Raw genomic sequence first — 16,553 nt, forward strand, 5'->3', positions numbered from 1 at the left:
AAACCGACCCAACGATCAGGCCATTGGCTGCCCGGCGTCCGCGCTGCGTCTGGCCTCCGCCACCGCCTTGCCTGCCGCGACGGCGGAGGCCCAGGCCCATTGGAAGTTGTAGCCGCCCAGCCAGCCGGTCACGTCGACCACTTCGCCAATGAAGTAGAGCCCTGGAACCTCGCGCGCCATCATGGTCGTCGAGGACAAGGTGCGGGTATCGACGCCGCCGATCGTCACTTCGGCCTTGCGGTAGCCTTCGGTGCCCGACGGCACGATGCGCCAGTCGTTGAGCGATGCGCCAAGCTTGCGCAGCGCCTTGTCCGTGACATCGTGCAGCGGCATGGCGGCGTCAGCGCCGGCGGCCGCGCACCACGCGTCGGCCAGCCGCGCCGGCAGCCGCTGCGCCAGCAGGTTGCCAAGGTGCTTGCGGCTGCCGCCCTTTTGCTCCAGCAGCCACCCCGCCGCGTCTTCGCCGTCGAACAGGTCAATGGCGATCGGCGTGCCCGGCTTCCAGTAGCTCGAGATCTGCAGCACCGCCGGGCCTGACAACCCACGGTGGGTCCACAGCAAGTCTTCGCGGAACGCGCCGGCCGTCTTGCCGTTGCCGGTGACGACATCCACCTCCAGCGACACGCCGGCCAGCGGCGCGAACGGGGCCCAGTCCTTGCCGTCGAAGGTCAGCGGCACCAGCGCCGGCCGCGTTTCGACGATGCCCAGCCCGAACTGGCGCGCGATGCGATAGCCGAAGTCGGTGGCGCCAATCTTGGGGATCGAAAGGCCGCCGGTCGCCACCACCAGTGCGCCGGCGCGGATCGTGCCGGTGGAGGTCAGCAGCAGGAAGTCGTCGCCCTCGCGGCGGATTTCCGTCACAGAACAGCCGGTCTGCCAGCGTACGCGGCCGGTGTCGCATTCGGCGCGCAGCATGGCGATCACGTCTTCGGCGCTGTCATTGCAGAACAGCTGGCCGCGATGCTTCTCATGCCAGGCGATGCCGTGGCGGCGCATCAGGTCGAGGAAGTCCTGCGGCGTGTAGCGCGCCAGCGCCGAACGGCAGAAGTGCGGATTGGACGACAGGTAGTTGGCCGGCCCCGCCTGCAGGTTGGTGAAGTTGCAGCGGCCGCCGCCGGAAATGCGGATTTTCTCGGCCAGCCTGGTGGCGTGATCGACCAGCACCACGCTGGCACCGTTCTGGCCGGCGACGGCGGCGCACATCATGCCGGCCGCGCCCGCGCCCAGCACGGCCACGTCATACCGGCCCGTCCGGGTTCCCGTCGCCCCGCTCATTGCTTGCCTCGCCAATCCATCTGTTGCCACCGCTCAAGAAAGGGCAGATTGTAGCGAAAAGCGCGCCGCGCGCCGCTGTGCTACCCTGCGCGCTTCCTGCAACTTGTTGTTTCGACAGCCGTTTCGCCTTTGCGGCGGCGTTCAGCTTCTTCCTCATGCTTGTCCTCGGCATTGAATCTTCCTGCGACGAAACCGGGCTGGCCCTCTACGACACCGAGGCCGGCCTGCTGGCGCATGCACTGCATTCGCAGATCGCCATGCACCGCGATTACGGCGGCGTGGTCCCCGAACTTGCCTCGCGCGACCATATCCGCCGTGTGCTGCCGTTGCTCGAGCAGGTGCTGGCCGACGCAGGCCGCACCCGCCAGGACATCGACGCCATCGCCTTTACCCAGGGACCGGGCCTTGCCGGCGCGCTGCTGGTCGGCGCCTCGGTCGCCAACGCCCTGGGCTTTGCGCTGAACGTGCCGATGGTCGGCGTGCACCATCTGGAAGGCCACCTGCTGTCGCCGTTGCTGACGCGCGAGCCGCCGCCGTTCCCGTTCGTGGCGCTGCTGGTGTCGGGCGGGCATACCCAGCTGATGGATGTTCGCGGCGTCGGCGACTACACGCTGCTGGGCGAGACGCTGGACGATGCCGCGGGCGAGGCCTTCGACAAAACCGCCAAGCTGCTCGGCCTGGGGTATCCCGGCGGACCGGAAGTGTCGCGGCTGGCCGAGTTCGGCACGCCGGGCGCGTTTGCGCTGCCGCGGCCAATGCTGCATTCGGGCAATCTCGATTTTTCCTTCGCGGGGCTGAAGACCGCGGTGCTGACGCAAACCCGCAAGCTGTCCAATACCTGCGAGCAGGATCGGGCCAACCTGGCGCGGGCCTTTGTCGATGCGATCGTCGATGTGCTGGCGGCCAAGTCGTTCGCGGCGCTGAAGCAGACCGGCCACAAGCGGCTGGTGGTGGCCGGCGGCGTCGGCGCCAACCGACAGTTGCGCGAGCGGCTGGACCAGCTCGGCAAGCAACGCAAGATCGACGTGTATTACCCGGACCTGGCGTTCTGCACCGATAACGGCGCGATGATTGCGTTTGCCGGCGCGATGCGGTTGCAGGCGGCGCCGGAGCTGGCGCGGCGCGAGTATGGCTATGGCGTGACGCCGAGGTGGGATCTTGCGGATATCCGGCTGCCGTCCGCAGCCTGACGACTCCCTCGCCAAAGAAAAAGCCACCGCATGCGGTGGCTTTTTCCATTTCGGCGGCAACCGGATCAATTCGCCCGCTTGTCCCGCTCGATCACCGCATACGCGCTGTGGTTGTGGATCGACTCGAAGTTCTCCGCCTCCAGCACATACGCGACGATACGGTCATCCGCGTTCAGCCGCATCGCGATATCGCGCACCAGGTCTTCGACGAACTTGGGGTTCTCGTATGCACGCTCGGTGACGAATTTCTCGTCCGGGCGCTTGAGCAGCCCCCACAGTTCGCACGACGCCTCTTCCTCGGCCATCCGCACCAGCGCTTCCACCGGCAGCTCTGCGGCCAGTTCCACGTCCATCGTGATGTGCGAGCGCTGGTTATGCGCGCCGTACTGCGAGATTTTCTTCGAGCATGGGCACAGGCTGGTCACCGGCACCATCGCCTTCAGGAACACGCGCGTCAGGCCGTTGCGCACTTCGCCGGTCAGCGTGACCTCGTAGTCCAGCAGCGACTGCACGCCCGACACCGGCGCGATCTTGCTGATGAAGTACGGGAAGGTGACCTCGATGCGGCCCGCCTCGGCCTCCAGCTTTTCCAGCATCTTGTCGAGCAGCAGGCGGAAGCTGGCCAGCTCCAGCGGCGCACGCTCTTCCTCCAGCAGCGCGACGAAGCGCGACATATGCGTGCCCTTCTGGTCCGCCGGCAGGTGCACGTCGAGGTTGAAGGTACCCACGCTCGGCACGATGCCGGTCGGGGTCTTCAGGGTCACGGGATATCGCACGCCCTTGACACCAACGCGCTGGATGGGGATCTGGCGGGTGTCGAGGCTCGACTGGACGTCGGGCATCACGAAGGCGGGATTGATGTCATTCATCTACGGTTTCCTCCAGGGCTGCGCCAGCGGTTGGCACAGGTCCTTACGGTCGCGGCATTTTCGCAGTCCATCCATGCCGCGCAACGAGTGTGAAACCACGGGACCCGGCACAGGGTGCGCCGACCCGCAGCTGCGAACACAAAAAGGGGGAGTTTAAGGGAATTCGGACGCACTCGTTGCCGAGGGCCGAATCCCCTTAGCCGGCGCGGGTGATCTCAGCCACCCGCGCGGGAATACGCCGGCAGCGGTCAGGCCACGCGCGAAGCGACAGTGACCTTGGGCTGGTCCAGGCCGAAGCGCTGCCGCACCGAGCGCTCGATGCCGGCCGCATCGAGCCCGCACTGCTGCAGCAGGTAGGCCGGGTCGCCATGGTCGACGAAGCGGTCTGGCAGGCCCAGCACCAGCACCGGGATATCGATGCCGGCTTCGGCCAGCGCTTCCAGCACGGCGCTGCCCGCGCCGCCCATCACGCTGCCTTCTTCCACCGTGACCAGGAAGTCATTCTCGGCGGCGAGGCGCTTGACCAGTTCCACGTCGAGCGGCTTGACGAAGCGCATGTCGGCGACGGTCGCATCCAGCGCCTCGGCCGCGCCCAGGGCCGGATGCAGCATCGAGCCAAAGGCCAGGAAGCCAACGCGCTGGCCGGCGCGCGCAGCGCCTTCGCGGCGCACCACGCCCTTGCCGACCGGCACGCCGGCCAGTTCGGCGGCGATCGCCGCGCCTGGGCCCGAGCCGCGCGGGTAGCGCACCGCGGTAGGGCAATCCTGATGGAACGCCGTGGTCAGCAGCTGGCGGCACTCGTTCTCGTCCGACGGCGTCATCACCATCATGTTGGGGATGCAGCGCAGGTAGGCGATATCGTAGGCCCCCGCGTGGGTGGCGCCGTCGGCGCCGACCAGGCCGGCGCGGTCCAGCGCGAACAACACCGGCAGGTCCTGCAGCGCCACGTCGTGGATCAGCTGGTCATAGCCGCGCTGCAGGAAGGTCGAGTAGATCGCCACCACCGGCTTCAGGCCCTCGCAGGCCAGGCCGCCGGCGAAGGTCACCGCGTGCTGCTCGGCGATGCCGACGTCGTAGTAACGGTCCGGGAAGCGCCTTTCGAACTCGACCATGCCCGAGCCTTCGCGCATCGCCGGAGTAATGCCGACCAGGCGCTTGTCGGCGGCGGCCATGTCGCACAGCCATTCGCCGAACACCTGCGTATAGGTCTTGCGCGCCGGCTTGGCGGCAGGACGGATGCCCTCGGCCGGGTTGAACTTGCCCGGGCCGTGGTACAGGATCGGGTCCGCCTCGGCCAGCTTGTAGCCCTGCCCCTTCTTGGTCACAACGTGCAGGAACTGCGGGCCGGCGCCTTCCAGCGCGCGTTCGCGGATGTTCTGCAGCGTTGGCACCAGCGAGTTCAGGTCGTGGCCGTCGATCGGGCCGATGTAGTTGAAGCCGAATTCCTCGAACAGCGTCGCCGGCACCATCATGCCCTTGGCGTGTTCCTCGAAGCGCTTGGCGAATTCCAGCACCGGCGGCGCCACCGACAGCACCTTTTCGATGCCCTTCTTGGTGGCCGCATAGAACTGGCCGCTCAAGAGCCGCGCCAGGTGGCGGTTGAGCGCGCCCACCGGCGGCGAGATCGACATGTCGTTGTCGTTGAGCACCACCACCAGCGGCAGGTCCTTGTACACGCCGGCATTGTTCAGCGCCTCGAAGGCCATGCCCGCGGTCATGGCGCCATCGCCGATCACGGCCACCGAAACGCGTTTTTCGCCCAGCGTGCGTGCGCCCAGGGCCATGCCCAGCGCAGCCGAAATCGAGGTCGACGAATGCGCGGTGCCGAAGGTATCGTACTCACTCTCGCTGCGGCGCGGGAAGCCCGAGATGCCGCCCCACTGGCGCAGCGTGCCCATGCGCTCGCGGCGCCCGGTCAGGATCTTGTGCGGGTAGCTCTGGTGGCCCACGTCCCACACCAGCCGGTCATCGGGGGTGTTGAAGACGTAATGCAGCGCGATGGTCAGTTCGACCGTGCCGAGGTTCGAAGAGAGGTGCCCGCCGGTCTGCGAGACCGATTCCAGCACGTAGGCGCGCAGCTCTTCGGCCAGCGTCTGTAGCTCGCGCCGGTCCAGCTTGCGCAGGTCTGCGGGGGCGTCGATCTTCTTGAGGAGTGCGTAGGTCATAGTGTCCGTTCGGCCGCCGGATTCTTGCGTCCGGCTCGTCATTTCAGTGTGTGCGCAGCACGATCAGGTCCGCCAGGTCGGCCAGGCGGGCCGCGCGGCTGCCAAAGCCGGCCAGCGCCGCATGCGCCTCGGTGCGCAACGCCGCGGCCAGGTCGCGCGCCGCTGCCAGCCCCATCAGCGACACGTAGGTCGGCTTGTCGTGCGCCGCGTCCTTGCCGGCGGTCTTGCCCAGCGTTGCGGTATCCGCGGTGACGTCCAGAATATCGTCAACCACCTGGAACGCCAATCCCACCGCCGCCGCATACTTGTCCAGCGCGGCCAGCCCGTTGGCGTCGATTTCGCCACACAGCGCGCCCATGCGCACGCTGGCGCGCAGCAGCGCACCGGTCTTCATCCGGTGCATGGCCTCGAGCGCGTCGCGCGTCATGGCGTGGCCCACGTTCTGCAGGTCGATCGCCTGGCCGCCGGCCATGCCGGTCGAACCTGATGCCTGCGCCAGCTCGGCCACCAGCTTCAGCCGTGCCGCGGGGGTCAGTACCTCGGCGCCGGCCAGCACGATGAAGGCCTGCGTCTGCAGCGCGTCGCCCACCAGCAGCGCGGTAGCCTCGTCGTAAGCCTTGTGCACGGTGGGCCGGCCGCGGCGCAGGTCATCGTCGTCCATGCACGGCATGTCGTCGTGAACCAGTGAGTAGGCGTGAATCATCTCCACCGCGCAGGCCGCGGCATCGCAGGCGGCGGAGTCGGCCCTGCTGACCTCGCCGGCAGCATGCACCAGCAGCGGCCGCACGCGCTTGCCGCCGCTCAGTGCAGCATAGCGCATGGCTTCATGCAGCGTATGCGGCACGGTGTTGGCGTCAGGCAACGCCGCCTGCAACGCGGCTTCGGTTCGGGCGCCCTGCGCCTGCGTCCATTGGGCGAAATCGGTCATGCCTCGTCCGCCCCCTGCGCACCGTTGGCCCCGTTGCCGTCGCCGGCGAGCGGCTTCAGCACCTCGCCCTCCAGCACCCTGACCTGCTGCTCCACGCGCTCCAGCTTCTGCTGGCAGTAGCGCACCAGCTCGGCGCCGCGGCGGTAGGCCGCCAGCGAGGCCTCGAGCGGCAGTTCGCCGCTCTCCATGCTGGCCACCAGGGTCTCGAGTTCGGCCATCGCCGCTTCATAGGAAGCGGGAGGCGCGGAGGCCGTGATGGTGTCTTCGGTCTGGACCGCAGCGGTCGTCGTCTTTGGCATGTAGGGCCCTGAAAATATGGCGCCGGGGGAAAACCCGGATGGGGAAGCCCGGATTTTACGCCAAAGCCGGCGCTTGCCCCATCCTTGAGCATGCGCGAGTGGACCGCAACGGCGTACCACAGGAGTGCAGTCGGGGCATATGTGACTTGTGCGCTCGGGTCGTCTTTCCGAATGCGGCCGGTACGGCACCCCGATGACGACCCGGGTCGACTTTTTCGCTAAAAAGGCAAAAAAATCAGTCCCTTAACTTTTTGGGTCGGGTACAATCTCCCGCTCGCCGCGAGGGTCTGACGCATCCTTGCAAACCTGCGGCTGTCTTTCCCAAATCGATTCAATTTTCGATGGTTGGGTTGTTCACTGCTTTCACCTGTTCATCTGGGAGTGGGGATAATGTCCAATCTCAGCACCGCGCTTAAGCTCGCGCCGGCTGATACGCAACTGCCCGTCGACGTCTATTTCGACGAAGCGCTGCACCAACAAGAACTGGAACTGCTGTTCAGGCAAGGTCCGGGCTACGTCGGCCACGAACTGATGGTTCCCGAAGTCGGCGACTACCACACGCTCAAGGCCGAGGACGAGGGCCGCATGCTGGTGCGCAACGCCGCCGGTGTCGAGCTGATGTCCAACGTATGCCGCCACCGCCAGGCCATCATGCTCAATGGCCGCGGCAACAAGCAGAACATCGTCTGCCCCCTGCACCGCTGGACCTACGACCTGAAGGGCGAACTGCTCGGCGCGCCGCATTTCGACCAGCAGCCGTGCCTGCACCTGAAGCGCTCGCCGCTGCAGAACTGGAACGGCCTGCTGTTCGACGGCAAGCGCGACGTGCGCGCCGACCTGGCCCGACTGGGCGTGGCGCAGGACCTGAACTTCGACGGCTACATGCTCGACCACGTCGAGGTGCACGACTGTGACTACAACTGGAAGACCTTTATCGAGGTCTACCTGGAGGACTACCATGTCGTGCCGTTCCACCCGGGACTCGGCAGCTTTGTCTCGTGCGACGACCTGAAGTGGGAGTTCGGCGAGTGGCACAGCGTGCAGACCGTGGGCCTGCACGCCGGCCTGAAGCGTCCCGGCAGCCCGACGTACCAGAAATGGCACGACGCGGTGCTGCGCTTCAATAATGGCGTGCTGCCCAAGCACGGCGCGATCTGGCTGACCTACTACCCCAACATCATGGTGGAGTGGTACCCGAACGTGCTGGTGATCTCGACGCTGCATCCGCTCGGCCCGCGCAAGACCCGCAATGTGGTGGAGTTCTACTACCCCGAGGAGATCGCGCTGTTCGAGCGCGAGTTCGTCGAGGCCGAGCGCGCCGCCTATATGGAAACCTGCATCGAGGACGACGAGATCGCCGAGCGCATGGACGCCGGCCGCCTGGCGCTGATGAAGCGCGGCACCAGCGAGGTCGGGCCGTACCAGTCGCCGATGGAAGATGGCATGCAGCACTTCCACGAGTGGTATCGGCGCGCCATGTCGTACCAGGGCTAGACCGGGGGCAGTGCGATAACCGCACGCCTTGCGCCATCACGGACCGCCGCGGCGGTCCGTTTTGCTTTGGGGCGCGATGTGCGCTGATAGAATCATCGCTCCGCAACGCCGGGGCGCAACGCCGCCGCCCGCGCCTTTCGCAAGACCCCGCGCCGCACCACACCCCTTCCCGCCCCCGCCATGCAATCGCTCTGGATGCTGTTCGCCGCCTTCTCGTTCTCGTTGATGGGGGTGGGCGTCAAGCTGGCATCCGACCTGTACACCACCGGCGAGATCGTGTTCTACCGCGGCCTGATCAGCGTGGTCATCATGTGGGTGCTGCTGTCGTCGCGCGGCGTGCCGGTGCGCACGCCATATATGCTGTCGCATATCAAGCGCAGCGTGTTCGGCGTCACCGCGCTGATGCTGTGGTTCACCTCGATCACGCTGCTGCCGCTGGCGACCGCGATGACGCTCAACTACATGTCGCCGGTGTGGATCGCACTGATCCTCGGCGCCAGCGCCGCCCTGGCCGGCACCGCCGGCAATGCGGACCGGCGCCTGGTGCTGGCGATCCTGCTGTCCTTTGGCGGCGTGATCTGCCTGCTGCAGCCCTCGGTCGGCAAGGACCAGCTCACCGGCGGGCTGGTCGGCCTGATCTCCGGGGTCTTCACCGCGCTGGCGTATGTCGAGGTGCGCCAGCTCGGCCAGCTGGGCGAGCCCGAGGGCCGCATCGTGTTCTATTTCTCGCTGGTCGGCATGATCGCCGGCCTGGCGTGGATGCTGATCTCCGGCGTCAGCCCGCATACCTGGTATGGCGCCGGCCTGCTGCTGGCCATCGGCATCCTGGCAACGCTTGGCCAGACCGCGATGACGCGCGCCTACAAGCGCGGCAACACGCTGCTGACCGCCAACCTGCAATACGCCGGCATCGTCTTTTCCAGTGTCTGGGGCATGCTGATCTGGTCCGACCAACTCAACTGGCTGTCGTGGCTGGGCATGGGGCTGATCATCGCCAGCGGCATCGCCACCACGCTGATGCGCGCGCGCCAGGGCACCGACGCCAAACCGACGCCGGCCACGCCGGTCAAGTCGCCGGAGGCGGAAGTGCATCCCGAGGTGTAGCATCCCGAGGGGTAGCATCCAGTATGCTGTCGTTCCCTTCGCTCGCTACAGGATTCCCATGCAGAAACCGCTGATTTCCGTCGCCGCACTGCAGGCGCTGCTGGCCGGCAACGACCGGTGCGTCGTGATCGACTGCAGCTTCGACCTGGCCAACCCCGCCGCCGGTCGCGAGGCATACCAGGGCGGCCACCTGCCGGGCGCGTTCTATCTGCACCTGGACAATGAACTGTCGGGCCGCAAGACCGGCAGCAACGGCCGCCACCCCCTGCCCGACGCCGACGACCTCGTCGCGCGGATGCAGGCGCTGGGCGTGGAGGACAACACCCCGGTGGTGGCCTACGACGCGCAGGGCGGCATGTTCGCCGCACGGCTATGGTGGCTGCTGCGCTGGGTCGGCCATGCCGAGGTCGCGGTGCTGGATGGCGGCAAGGACGCCTGGATCAAGGCCGGCATGCCGCTGGAGCCTGAGGCCACCCCCGAGCCGGAGTTTCCCGGCAAGATTTCGCGCCGCGAGTCGCTGGTGCCGACCGTGGACGCGGCCGCGTTGCTCGACAACCTGGGCCGTGCCGCGCTGCTGGTGGTGGATGCGCGGGCGCCCGACCGCTTCCGCGGCGAGAACGAAACGCTGGATCCGGTCGGCGGCCATATCCCCGGCGCGGTCAACCGCTTCTTCAAAGACAACCTCGACGCCGAAGGCCGTTTCAAGTCGCCGGAAACGCTGCGCGCGGAGTTTGCCGCGGTGATGGGCCAGCGCGCGCCCGCGCAGGCGGTGATGCAGTGCGGGTCCGGCGTCACGGCGTGCCATAACCTGCTCGCACTGGAAGCTGCCGGCCTGGGCGGCGCGGCGCTCTATCCGGGCTCGTGGAGCGAATGGTGCGCCGACCCGGCGCGCCCGGTGGCGACGGGCGCCGCCTGAGGATCCGGCTTGGTGCGGCTTAGTGCGAAGTTGCCACCGGCGCGGCGCTGCCGTGCCCGTGGCCGTGCCGCTCGTGCACGCCGTTGGTGATAAAGACGATCGCCGAAATCCCCGCCGCCACCAGCACCACCTGGATCGCCGACTCGCGCCAGCGCGGCTTGCGCTGCATCTGCGGCATCAGGTCGCTGACGGCGATATAGAGGAAGCTGCTGGCGGCGATCACCAGCACGTAAGGGATCCAGCCGCTCATCTCGTCGAGCAGGAAATACCCGACCAGGCCGCCAGCGATGGCCGCCACGCTCGACAGCAGGTTGAAGGCGAAGGCGCGCGCCTTGGAGAACCCCGCGTTGAGCAGCACGATGAAGTCGCCCACTTCCTGCGGGATCTCGTGCGCGGCGATCGCCAGCGCGGTGACCACGCCGATATGCGGGTCGGCCAGGAAGGCCGCCGCAATCACGATGCCGTCGGCGAAATTGTGGAAGGTATCGCCCACCAGGATGGTCAGGCCGCTGCGCCCCGCCTCTTCGCGGTCATGGCCGTGGTGGTGGTGGTGCCCGTCGCCCTCGTGGTGGTGCGAGTGCCGCAGCAGCGAGATCTTCTCCAGCAGGAAGAAGCCCAGCAGCCCGGCCAGCAGCGTGCCGAACAGCGCGCGCGGGTCGGCGCCGGACTCGAACGCCTCCGGCAGCGAATGCAGCAGCGCCGTGGCCAGCAGTACGCCCACCGAAAAGCTCACCATGCGCTCGACCACGCGGGACGCCACGGTCAGCGACAGCAGCGCCGCCCCGAAGATGCTGCCCACGCCCGAGATCGTGGCGGCGAGCAGGATGTACAAAAGCGTCGAATGGATGATGGGCTCCCAGGTGGCGACGCTGCCGGCCTTTCAGCCATCCCTTAAGGACGTAAAGGACGTTCAGCAGCTCCGCCGTTCCGCCCGCATTGCGCCGGACGGCTAACGCAACAATGTTGCAATAACTCAAAGGCCGCATTGTACGTATCCGCCGGCAGTTTGCAATCCTGCCGACGGCCGGGCCGCCCTGGTGGCGGGCCAGGTCAGGTCAGGCCACGCCGTGCTGCTTGAACCAGGCGAGGCATTTCTGCCAGCCATCCTTGGCATCGGCCTCGCGGTAGCTGGGCCGGTAGTCGGCATGGAAGGCGTGGCCGGACTCCGGATAGACAACAAAGCGCGAGGCCTTGGCGGCCGGGTCGGACGAAGCCGCCAGCGCCGCCTTCATCTTCTCCACATGCTCCAGCGGAATACCGGTGTCCTTGCCGCCGTACAGGCCGAGCACCGGGGCATGCAACTGACCGACAAGGTCGGTCGGGTTCTTGGGCTTGAGCGGCGTCGGCTCCGGCGACAGCTGGCCGTACCAGGCCACGCCGGCCTTGAGTTGCCGGCTGTGCGCCGCGAACAGCCAGGTGATGCGGCCGCCCCAGCAAAAACCGGTGATGCCAAGGCGCGACACGTCGCCGCCATTGGCGCCCGCCCAGGCCACCGCGGCGTCAAGGTCGCCCATGACCTGGGCGTCCGAGACCTTGGCAATCACCTCGCGCTGCAGTTCCTGGATGGTACCGAAGCTCTGCGGGTCACCCTGGCGCGCGAACAGCTCGGGCGCGATCGCCAGGTAGCCGAGCTTGGCAAAACGCCGGCAGATATCGGCGATGTGTTCATGGACGCCGAAGATCTCGCTGATGACCAGCACCACCGGCAGGTTCTTCTTGCCTTCCGGCTGGGCCCGGTAGGCGGGCATGCTGAAGCCGCCGGACGGAATCGTGATCTCGCCGGCGGTCAGGCCGGCGAAATCGGTCTTGATGGCTTGCTGGGCCATCACCGGCAAGGCTGCCGCGGCAAAGGCTGAACCGAGCGCGGTTTTCACAAAGCCGCGGCGGTCGAAAGTCTGGCCGGGGACGAGGCTTTCCACTTCGGGTTTGAGCATGCGTGTCTCCAGGAATGTTGGTGGCTGGCGTGCCAAAAAATCGCCAGCCACCGATTCTAAGCAGACATGACGCTTCGTGCTCATTTCCCTCAGTGCAGTTTCACCCGCGGGCTGGTCTTGCTGCGCAGCCAGTGCGACACCGTATCCAGCGCCATGCCGACCGCGCCGTGCAGCGCCATCACGTGCATCCGGTACAGCGAGGTGTACATGACGCGCGCCATCAGCCCTTCAATAAACATCGAGCCGCCGATCAGCCCGCCCATCAGGCTGCCGACCGCGCTGAAGTGGCCCAGTGACACCAGCGAGCCGAAGTCCTTGAAGGCAAACGACGGCAGCGGCTTGCCATCGAGCCGCGCGCACAACGCCTGGTAGAGGAAAGTCGCCTGCTGGTGCGCCGCCTGCGCGCGCGGCGGCACCGAAGTCTGCTTCTCCGGCCATGGGCAACTGGCGCAGTCGCCGAAGGCGAAGATGTCGGGATCGCCCTCGCTCTGCAGCGTCGGGCCGACCACGATCTGGCCCTGGCGGCTGGTCGGCAGCCCCAGCGTCGCCAGCACCGGCGGCGCGGTAATACCCGCGGCCCACACCGTCAGGTCGGCATCGATGGTCTTGCCGCTGGCGGTCAGCACGGCCTGCTGCGTGACCTCGGTCACGCGCTCGCTGGTAAAGACATCGACATCGAGCTTCTTCAGCAGCTTGGCGGTCTCGGCCGAGACCCGCTCCGACAGCGCCGGCAGGATGCGCGGGCCGGCCTCGACCACATGGATGCGCACGTCGCGGCGCGGGTCGAGACGGTGCAGGCCATAGGCGCTGAGCACATGCGCGGTGTTGCGCAGCTCGGCCGACAATTCGACGCCGGTGGCGCCGGCACCGATGATGGCCACGTCCACGCGCGGGCGGCCGTCCTCGCCCATGCGCCCGCGCCCGTTCTGCGCGCGCACGCAGGCGGCGATCAGGCGCTTGCGGAAGCGTTCCGCCTGCGCCACGGTATCGAGCGCGATGGCGTGTTCGGCGGCGCCCGGCACGCCGAAGAAGTGGGTGACGCAGCCGATCGCCAGCACCAGCGTGTCGTACGGCAGCTCGCGCGCGGGCAGCAGCTCGGCGCCGTCCTGGTCGTAGCACGCCGACACGGCAATGGTCTTGCGGGCACGGTCGATACCGGTCAGCTCGCCCTGCTGGAACTCGAAGTGGTGCCAGCGCGCCTGCGCCGCGTATTCGAGCTGGTGCGTGTTGGGATCCATGCTGCCGGCCGCAACCTCATGCAGCAGCGGTTTCCAGATGTGGGTGGGCAGGCGGTCTACCAAAACCACTTGCGCCGTTCCCTTTTTGCCAAGCTTGTCGCCAAGCCTGGTTACCAGTTCCAGCCCTCCTGCCCCGCCGCCGACGACAACGATGCGGTGCGCCTTTGCTTCTGTCATGGTCTACCCGATGCGTATTGTGAAATCCGTGCCTGAGGCATGACCACAGTCTGCTGCATTGCAGCATGCCTGGCAAGCCGCATAGCCCGACTCAGCAGTCGCTTCAATCGATACCACCATGCAACGCGGGCGGAGGGTTGTCAGCTCAACCTCAGTGCGCTTCCTCCCAGTTGGCGCCGCTGCCCACCTCGGCCACCAGCGGCACGCGCAACTGCGCCACCGTGCACATCAACTCCGGCAGGCGCGCCTGCACCAGCTCCAGCTCATGCTCGGGCACTTCCAGCACCAGTTCATCGTGCACTTGCATGATCTGGCGCGTCTGCAGACCGTCGCGCTCCAGCCAGCCCTGCACCGCGATCATCGACAGCTTGATCAGGTCGGCGGCCGTGCCCTGCATCGGCGCGTTGATGGCCGCGCGCTCGGCGGCCTGGCGGCGCGGGCCGCTGCCGCCGTTGATATCGGGCAGCCACAGCCGGCGGCCAAACACGGTCTCGACATAGCCCTGCTCGCGCGCGGTCTGCCGGGTTTCTTCCATGTAGTGCGCCACGCCCGGGTAGCGCATGAAGTAGCGGTCGATATAGTGCTTGGCCGCGTCGCGTTCGATGCCCAGGTTGCTGGCCAGCCCGAATGCGCTCATGCCGTAGATCAGGCCAAAGTTGATGACCTTGGCATAGCGGCGCTGCTCGCTGCTGACCGCATCGCGCTCCACGCCGAAGATCTCGGCCGCGGTGGCGCGGTGGATGTCCTCGCCGTTGGCGAAGGCGCGCAGCAGGTTCTCATCGCCCGAGATATGGGCCATGATGCGCAGCTCGATCTGCGAGTAGTCGGCCGACACGATCACGCTGCCCGGCTCGGCGATAAAGGCTTCGCGGATGCGGCGGCCTTCCTCGGTGCGCACCGGGATGTTCTGCAGGTTGGGCTCGGTCGATGCCAGCCGGCCCGTCACCGCCGTGGCTTGCCCATAGCTGGTGTGCACGCGGCCGGTGCGCGCATTGACCATCCTGGGCAGCTTGTCGGTGTAGGTGGACTTGAGCTTGGCCAGGCCGCGGTAGTCGAGCAGCAGCTTGGGCAGCGGGTAGTCCTCGGCCAGCTTTTGCAGCACCTCTTCATCGGTCGACGGTGCGCCGCTGGCGGTCTTCTTCACCACCGGCAGCTTCATCTGGTTGAACAGGATCTCGCCGATCTGCTTGGGCGAGCCCAGGTTGAACGGCTGGCCCGCGGCCTCGTAAGCGGACTGCTCCAGCGCCAGCATGCGCTGGCCCAGCTCGGCGCTCTGCGCGGCCAGGCGTTCGGCGTCGATCAGCACGCCGTTGCGCTCGATCTTCTGCAGCACGACCGAGACCGGCATCTCGATCTCTTCGTACACGCGGCGCAGCCCTGCGGCGGCTTCCACCTGCGGGATCATCTTGCGATGCAGGCGCAGCGTCACGTCGGCGTCTTCGGCGGCGTACTCGGTGGCGCGCGCCAGGTCGATCTGGTCGAAGCCGATCTGGCCGGCGCCCTTGCCGCACACCTCTTCGTAGGTGATGGTCTTCAGGCTGAGCAGCCGCTCGGCCAGGCTGTCCATGCCGTGGTTGCGGTGCGAGGCCAGCACGTAGCTCTGCAGCATGGTGTCGTGCGCCACGCCGCGCAGCGTCACGCCGTGGTTGGCGAAGACGTGGATGTCGTATTTCAGGTTCTGGCCGAGCTTGGGGCGGCTGGCGTCTTCGAGCCAGCCGCGCATGCGCTCCAGCACGAATTCACGCGAGAGCTGCCCGTGCTCGGACAGGCCGGCCACGTCCGGGCCGCGGTGCGCAACAGGGATGTAGCAGGCTTCGCCAGGCGTCGCCGACAAGGAGATGCCCACCAGCTGCGCCTGCATGGGGTCGAGCGAATCGGTCTCGGTATCGATCGCCACCAGCGGCGCGGTCTCGATGCGCCGCATCCAGTCTTCCAGCATGCCCTGGGTGGTGACCGTCTCGTGGCGGATCTCGGTGGGCGCGCTCTCTTCTGCCGCCTGGACGACATTGTCAGCGGACGCAGCCGGCGCATCGAACAGGCCACCCTGCGCCGGCGCCGCGGCCGCGCGGGCCTGCGCGCGCGCGTCGGGTAAGCGTTCGCCGGTGGCTTCGCGCAGCCAGGTCTTGAAGCCGTAGCGCTGGAAGAATTCGACCAGCTTGTCCTTGTCCTCGCCGATCTCGCGCAGCGCGTGGAAATCCGCCACGGCCTTGCTCAGGTCGCAGTCGGTCTTGACCGTGACCAGCTGGCGCGCCATCGGCAGCCAGTCGAGCGTATTGCGCAGGTTCTCGCCCACCACGCCCTTCATGCCCGGCGCGGCGGCCATCACGCCGTCGAGCGAGCCATGCTCGGCCAGCCATTTGACCGCGGTCTTGGGGCCCACCTTGGGCACGCCTGGGACGTTGTCGACCGCATCGCCGATCAGCGACAGGTAGTCGATGATGCGCTCGGGCGGCACGCCGAACTTGGCCGCCACGCCCGGGGGATCAAGCACTTCGCCGCTCATGGTGTTGACCAGCGTGACCTGGTCATTGACCAGCTGCGCCAGGTCCTTGTCGCCGGTGGATACAACCGTACGCACGCCCTGTTCGGTGGCCTGGCGCGATAGCGTGCCGATCACGTCGTCGGCCTCCACGCCGTCCACCACCACGATCGGCCAGCCCAGCGCGCGCACTGCCTCGTGGATCGGCTCGATCTGGCGGGCCAGGTCTTCCGGCATGGACGGGCGGTGTTCCTTGTAGGCCGGATACATGTCGTCGCGGAAGGTCTTGCCCTTTGCGTCGAACACGCAGGCGCTATACTCTGCCGGGTAATCGTTGCGCAGCTTGCGCAGCATGTTGATCATGCCGTAGATTGCCCCTGTGGGCAGACCCTCTCCATTCCTCAGGTCCGGCAGAGCGTGATAAGCGCGATACAAATAGCTCGATCCGTCGACGAGCAAGAGTGTTTTTGGACTATCCGACATTC

The 16,553-nt window shown here is 67.1% G+C and carries 13 protein-coding genes; 4 read left to right on the top strand and 9 right to left on the bottom strand.

Going from position 1 to position 16,553, the window contains the following annotated elements:
• Positions 1-15: 15 nt before the first annotated feature.
• Positions 16-1,275, bottom strand: a complete 1,260-nt coding sequence (locus tag ACIP1U_RS03830) for an NAD(P)/FAD-dependent oxidoreductase (RefSeq protein WP_400311997.1) — start codon at positions 1,273-1,275, stop codon at positions 16-18.
• Positions 1,276-1,430: 155 nt separating this feature from the next.
• Here ACIP1U_RS03830 and tsaD point away from each other — a divergent pair, with 155 nt between their 5' ends.
• A complete protein-coding gene (gene tsaD, locus ACIP1U_RS03835) occupies positions 1,431-2,465 on the top strand; it encodes a tRNA (adenosine(37)-N6)-threonylcarbamoyltransferase complex transferase subunit TsaD (protein ID WP_400312000.1) in 1,035 nt (344 codons plus the stop codon).
• A gap of 65 nt (positions 2,466-2,530) precedes the next feature.
• Here tsaD and folE2 read toward each other — a convergent pair whose 3' ends face one another.
• From folE2 to ACIP1U_RS03855, 4 genes are all read right to left on the bottom strand, one after another.
• The gene (gene folE2, locus ACIP1U_RS03840) at positions 2,531-3,334 is read right to left on the bottom strand and encodes a GTP cyclohydrolase FolE2 (RefSeq protein ID WP_400312002.1); all 804 of its coding nucleotides are present in this window, start codon (positions 3,332-3,334) and stop codon (positions 2,531-2,533) included.
• Between the two features lie 248 nt (positions 3,335-3,582).
• Positions 3,583-5,499, bottom strand: a complete 1,917-nt coding sequence (dxs, locus tag ACIP1U_RS03845; protein ID WP_400312005.1) for a 1-deoxy-D-xylulose-5-phosphate synthase — start codon at positions 5,497-5,499, stop codon at positions 3,583-3,585.
• Between the two features lie 43 nt (positions 5,500-5,542).
• Positions 5,543-6,427, bottom strand: coding sequence for a polyprenyl synthetase family protein (locus ACIP1U_RS03850; RefSeq protein WP_400312007.1), 885 nt, complete (start codon positions 6,425-6,427; stop codon positions 5,543-5,545).
• On the bottom strand, positions 6,424-6,726 hold the full coding sequence (locus tag ACIP1U_RS03855) for an exodeoxyribonuclease VII small subunit (protein ID WP_400312010.1): 303 nt from the start codon (positions 6,724-6,726) through the stop codon (positions 6,424-6,426). Before ACIP1U_RS03855 ends, ACIP1U_RS03850 begins: the two co-directional genes overlap by 4 nt.
• A 390-nt stretch (positions 6,727-7,116) precedes the next feature.
• Between ACIP1U_RS03855 and ACIP1U_RS03860 the strand changes: the two genes are divergently transcribed.
• The 3 genes from ACIP1U_RS03860 to ACIP1U_RS03870 all read left to right on the top strand — a co-directional run bounded on the left by ACIP1U_RS03860 (position 7,117) and on the right by ACIP1U_RS03870 (position 10,240).
• Complete coding sequence (locus ACIP1U_RS03860; protein ID WP_400312014.1) at positions 7,117-8,220, top strand: aromatic ring-hydroxylating dioxygenase subunit alpha; 1,104 nt, start codon at positions 7,117-7,119, stop codon at positions 8,218-8,220.
• Between the two features lie 180 nt (positions 8,221-8,400).
• Positions 8,401-9,324 carry a DMT family transporter gene (locus ACIP1U_RS03865; RefSeq protein ID WP_400312017.1) on the top strand — a complete coding sequence of 308 codons (924 nt, stop codon included), beginning with the start codon at positions 8,401-8,403 and terminating at the stop codon, positions 9,322-9,324.
• 58 nt (positions 9,325-9,382) lie between these two features.
• Positions 9,383-10,240, top strand: a complete 858-nt coding sequence (locus ACIP1U_RS03870) for a sulfurtransferase (RefSeq protein ID WP_400312020.1) — start codon at positions 9,383-9,385, stop codon at positions 10,238-10,240.
• Positions 10,241-10,259: 19 nt separating this feature from the next.
• Here the strand turns inward: ACIP1U_RS03870 and ACIP1U_RS03875 are convergent, their stop codons facing one another.
• From ACIP1U_RS03875 to polA, 4 genes are all read right to left on the bottom strand, one after another.
• The gene (locus tag ACIP1U_RS03875) at positions 10,260-11,072 is read right to left on the bottom strand and encodes a ZIP family metal transporter (RefSeq protein ID WP_400312022.1); all 813 of its coding nucleotides are present in this window, start codon (positions 11,070-11,072) and stop codon (positions 10,260-10,262) included.
• A gap of 223 nt (positions 11,073-11,295) precedes the next feature.
• Positions 11,296-12,174: a dienelactone hydrolase family protein gene (locus ACIP1U_RS03880; protein ID WP_400312023.1), complete on the bottom strand. Its 879-nt coding sequence runs from the start codon at positions 12,172-12,174 to the stop codon at positions 11,296-11,298.
• Between the two features lie 89 nt (positions 12,175-12,263).
• Positions 12,264-13,589: an NAD(P)/FAD-dependent oxidoreductase gene (locus tag ACIP1U_RS03885; protein WP_400312026.1), complete on the bottom strand. Its 1,326-nt coding sequence runs from the start codon at positions 13,587-13,589 to the stop codon at positions 12,264-12,266.
• Positions 13,590-13,740: 151 nt separating this feature from the next.
• The gene (gene polA / locus ACIP1U_RS03890) at positions 13,741-16,551 is read right to left on the bottom strand and encodes a DNA polymerase I (RefSeq protein ID WP_400312028.1); all 2,811 of its coding nucleotides are present in this window, start codon (positions 16,549-16,551) and stop codon (positions 13,741-13,743) included.
• Positions 16,552-16,553 lie beyond the last annotated feature (2 nt).

Source organism: Cupriavidus sp. NPDC089707 (assembly GCF_044748965.1).
Taxonomy (GTDB): domain Bacteria; phylum Pseudomonadota; class Gammaproteobacteria; order Burkholderiales; family Burkholderiaceae; genus Cupriavidus.

What these genes read in the sequence shown, in the direction of transcription:
- ACIP1U_RS03830 (WP_400311997.1), bottom strand. Translation starts at nt 1,275, where the DNA reads ATGAGCGGGGCGACGGGAACCCGGACGGGCCGGTATGACGTGGCCGTG.
- tsaD (WP_400312000.1), top strand. Translation starts at nt 1,431, where the DNA reads ATGCTTGTCCTCGGCATTGAATCTTCCTGCGACGAAACCGGGCTGGCC.
- folE2 (WP_400312002.1), bottom strand. Translation starts at nt 3,334, where the DNA reads ATGAATGACATCAATCCCGCCTTCGTGATGCCCGACGTCCAGTCGAGC.
- dxs (WP_400312005.1), bottom strand. Translation starts at nt 5,499, where the DNA reads ATGACCTACGCACTCCTCAAGAAGATCGACGCCCCCGCAGACCTGCGC.
- ACIP1U_RS03850 (WP_400312007.1), bottom strand. Translation starts at nt 6,427, where the DNA reads ATGACCGATTTCGCCCAATGGACGCAGGCGCAGGGCGCCCGAACCGAA.
- ACIP1U_RS03855 (WP_400312010.1), bottom strand. Translation starts at nt 6,726, where the DNA reads ATGCCAAAGACGACGACCGCTGCGGTCCAGACCGAAGACACCATCACG.
- ACIP1U_RS03860 (WP_400312014.1), top strand. Translation starts at nt 7,117, where the DNA reads ATGTCCAATCTCAGCACCGCGCTTAAGCTCGCGCCGGCTGATACGCAA.
- ACIP1U_RS03865 (WP_400312017.1), top strand. Translation starts at nt 8,401, where the DNA reads ATGCAATCGCTCTGGATGCTGTTCGCCGCCTTCTCGTTCTCGTTGATG.
- ACIP1U_RS03870 (WP_400312020.1), top strand. Translation starts at nt 9,383, where the DNA reads ATGCAGAAACCGCTGATTTCCGTCGCCGCACTGCAGGCGCTGCTGGCC.
- ACIP1U_RS03880 (WP_400312023.1), bottom strand. Translation starts at nt 12,174, where the DNA reads ATGCTCAAACCCGAAGTGGAAAGCCTCGTCCCCGGCCAGACTTTCGAC.
- ACIP1U_RS03885 (WP_400312026.1), bottom strand. Translation starts at nt 13,589, where the DNA reads ATGACAGAAGCAAAGGCGCACCGCATCGTTGTCGTCGGCGGCGGGGCA.
- polA (WP_400312028.1), bottom strand. Translation starts at nt 16,551, where the DNA reads ATGTCGGATAGTCCAAAAACACTCTTGCTCGTCGACGGATCGAGCTAT.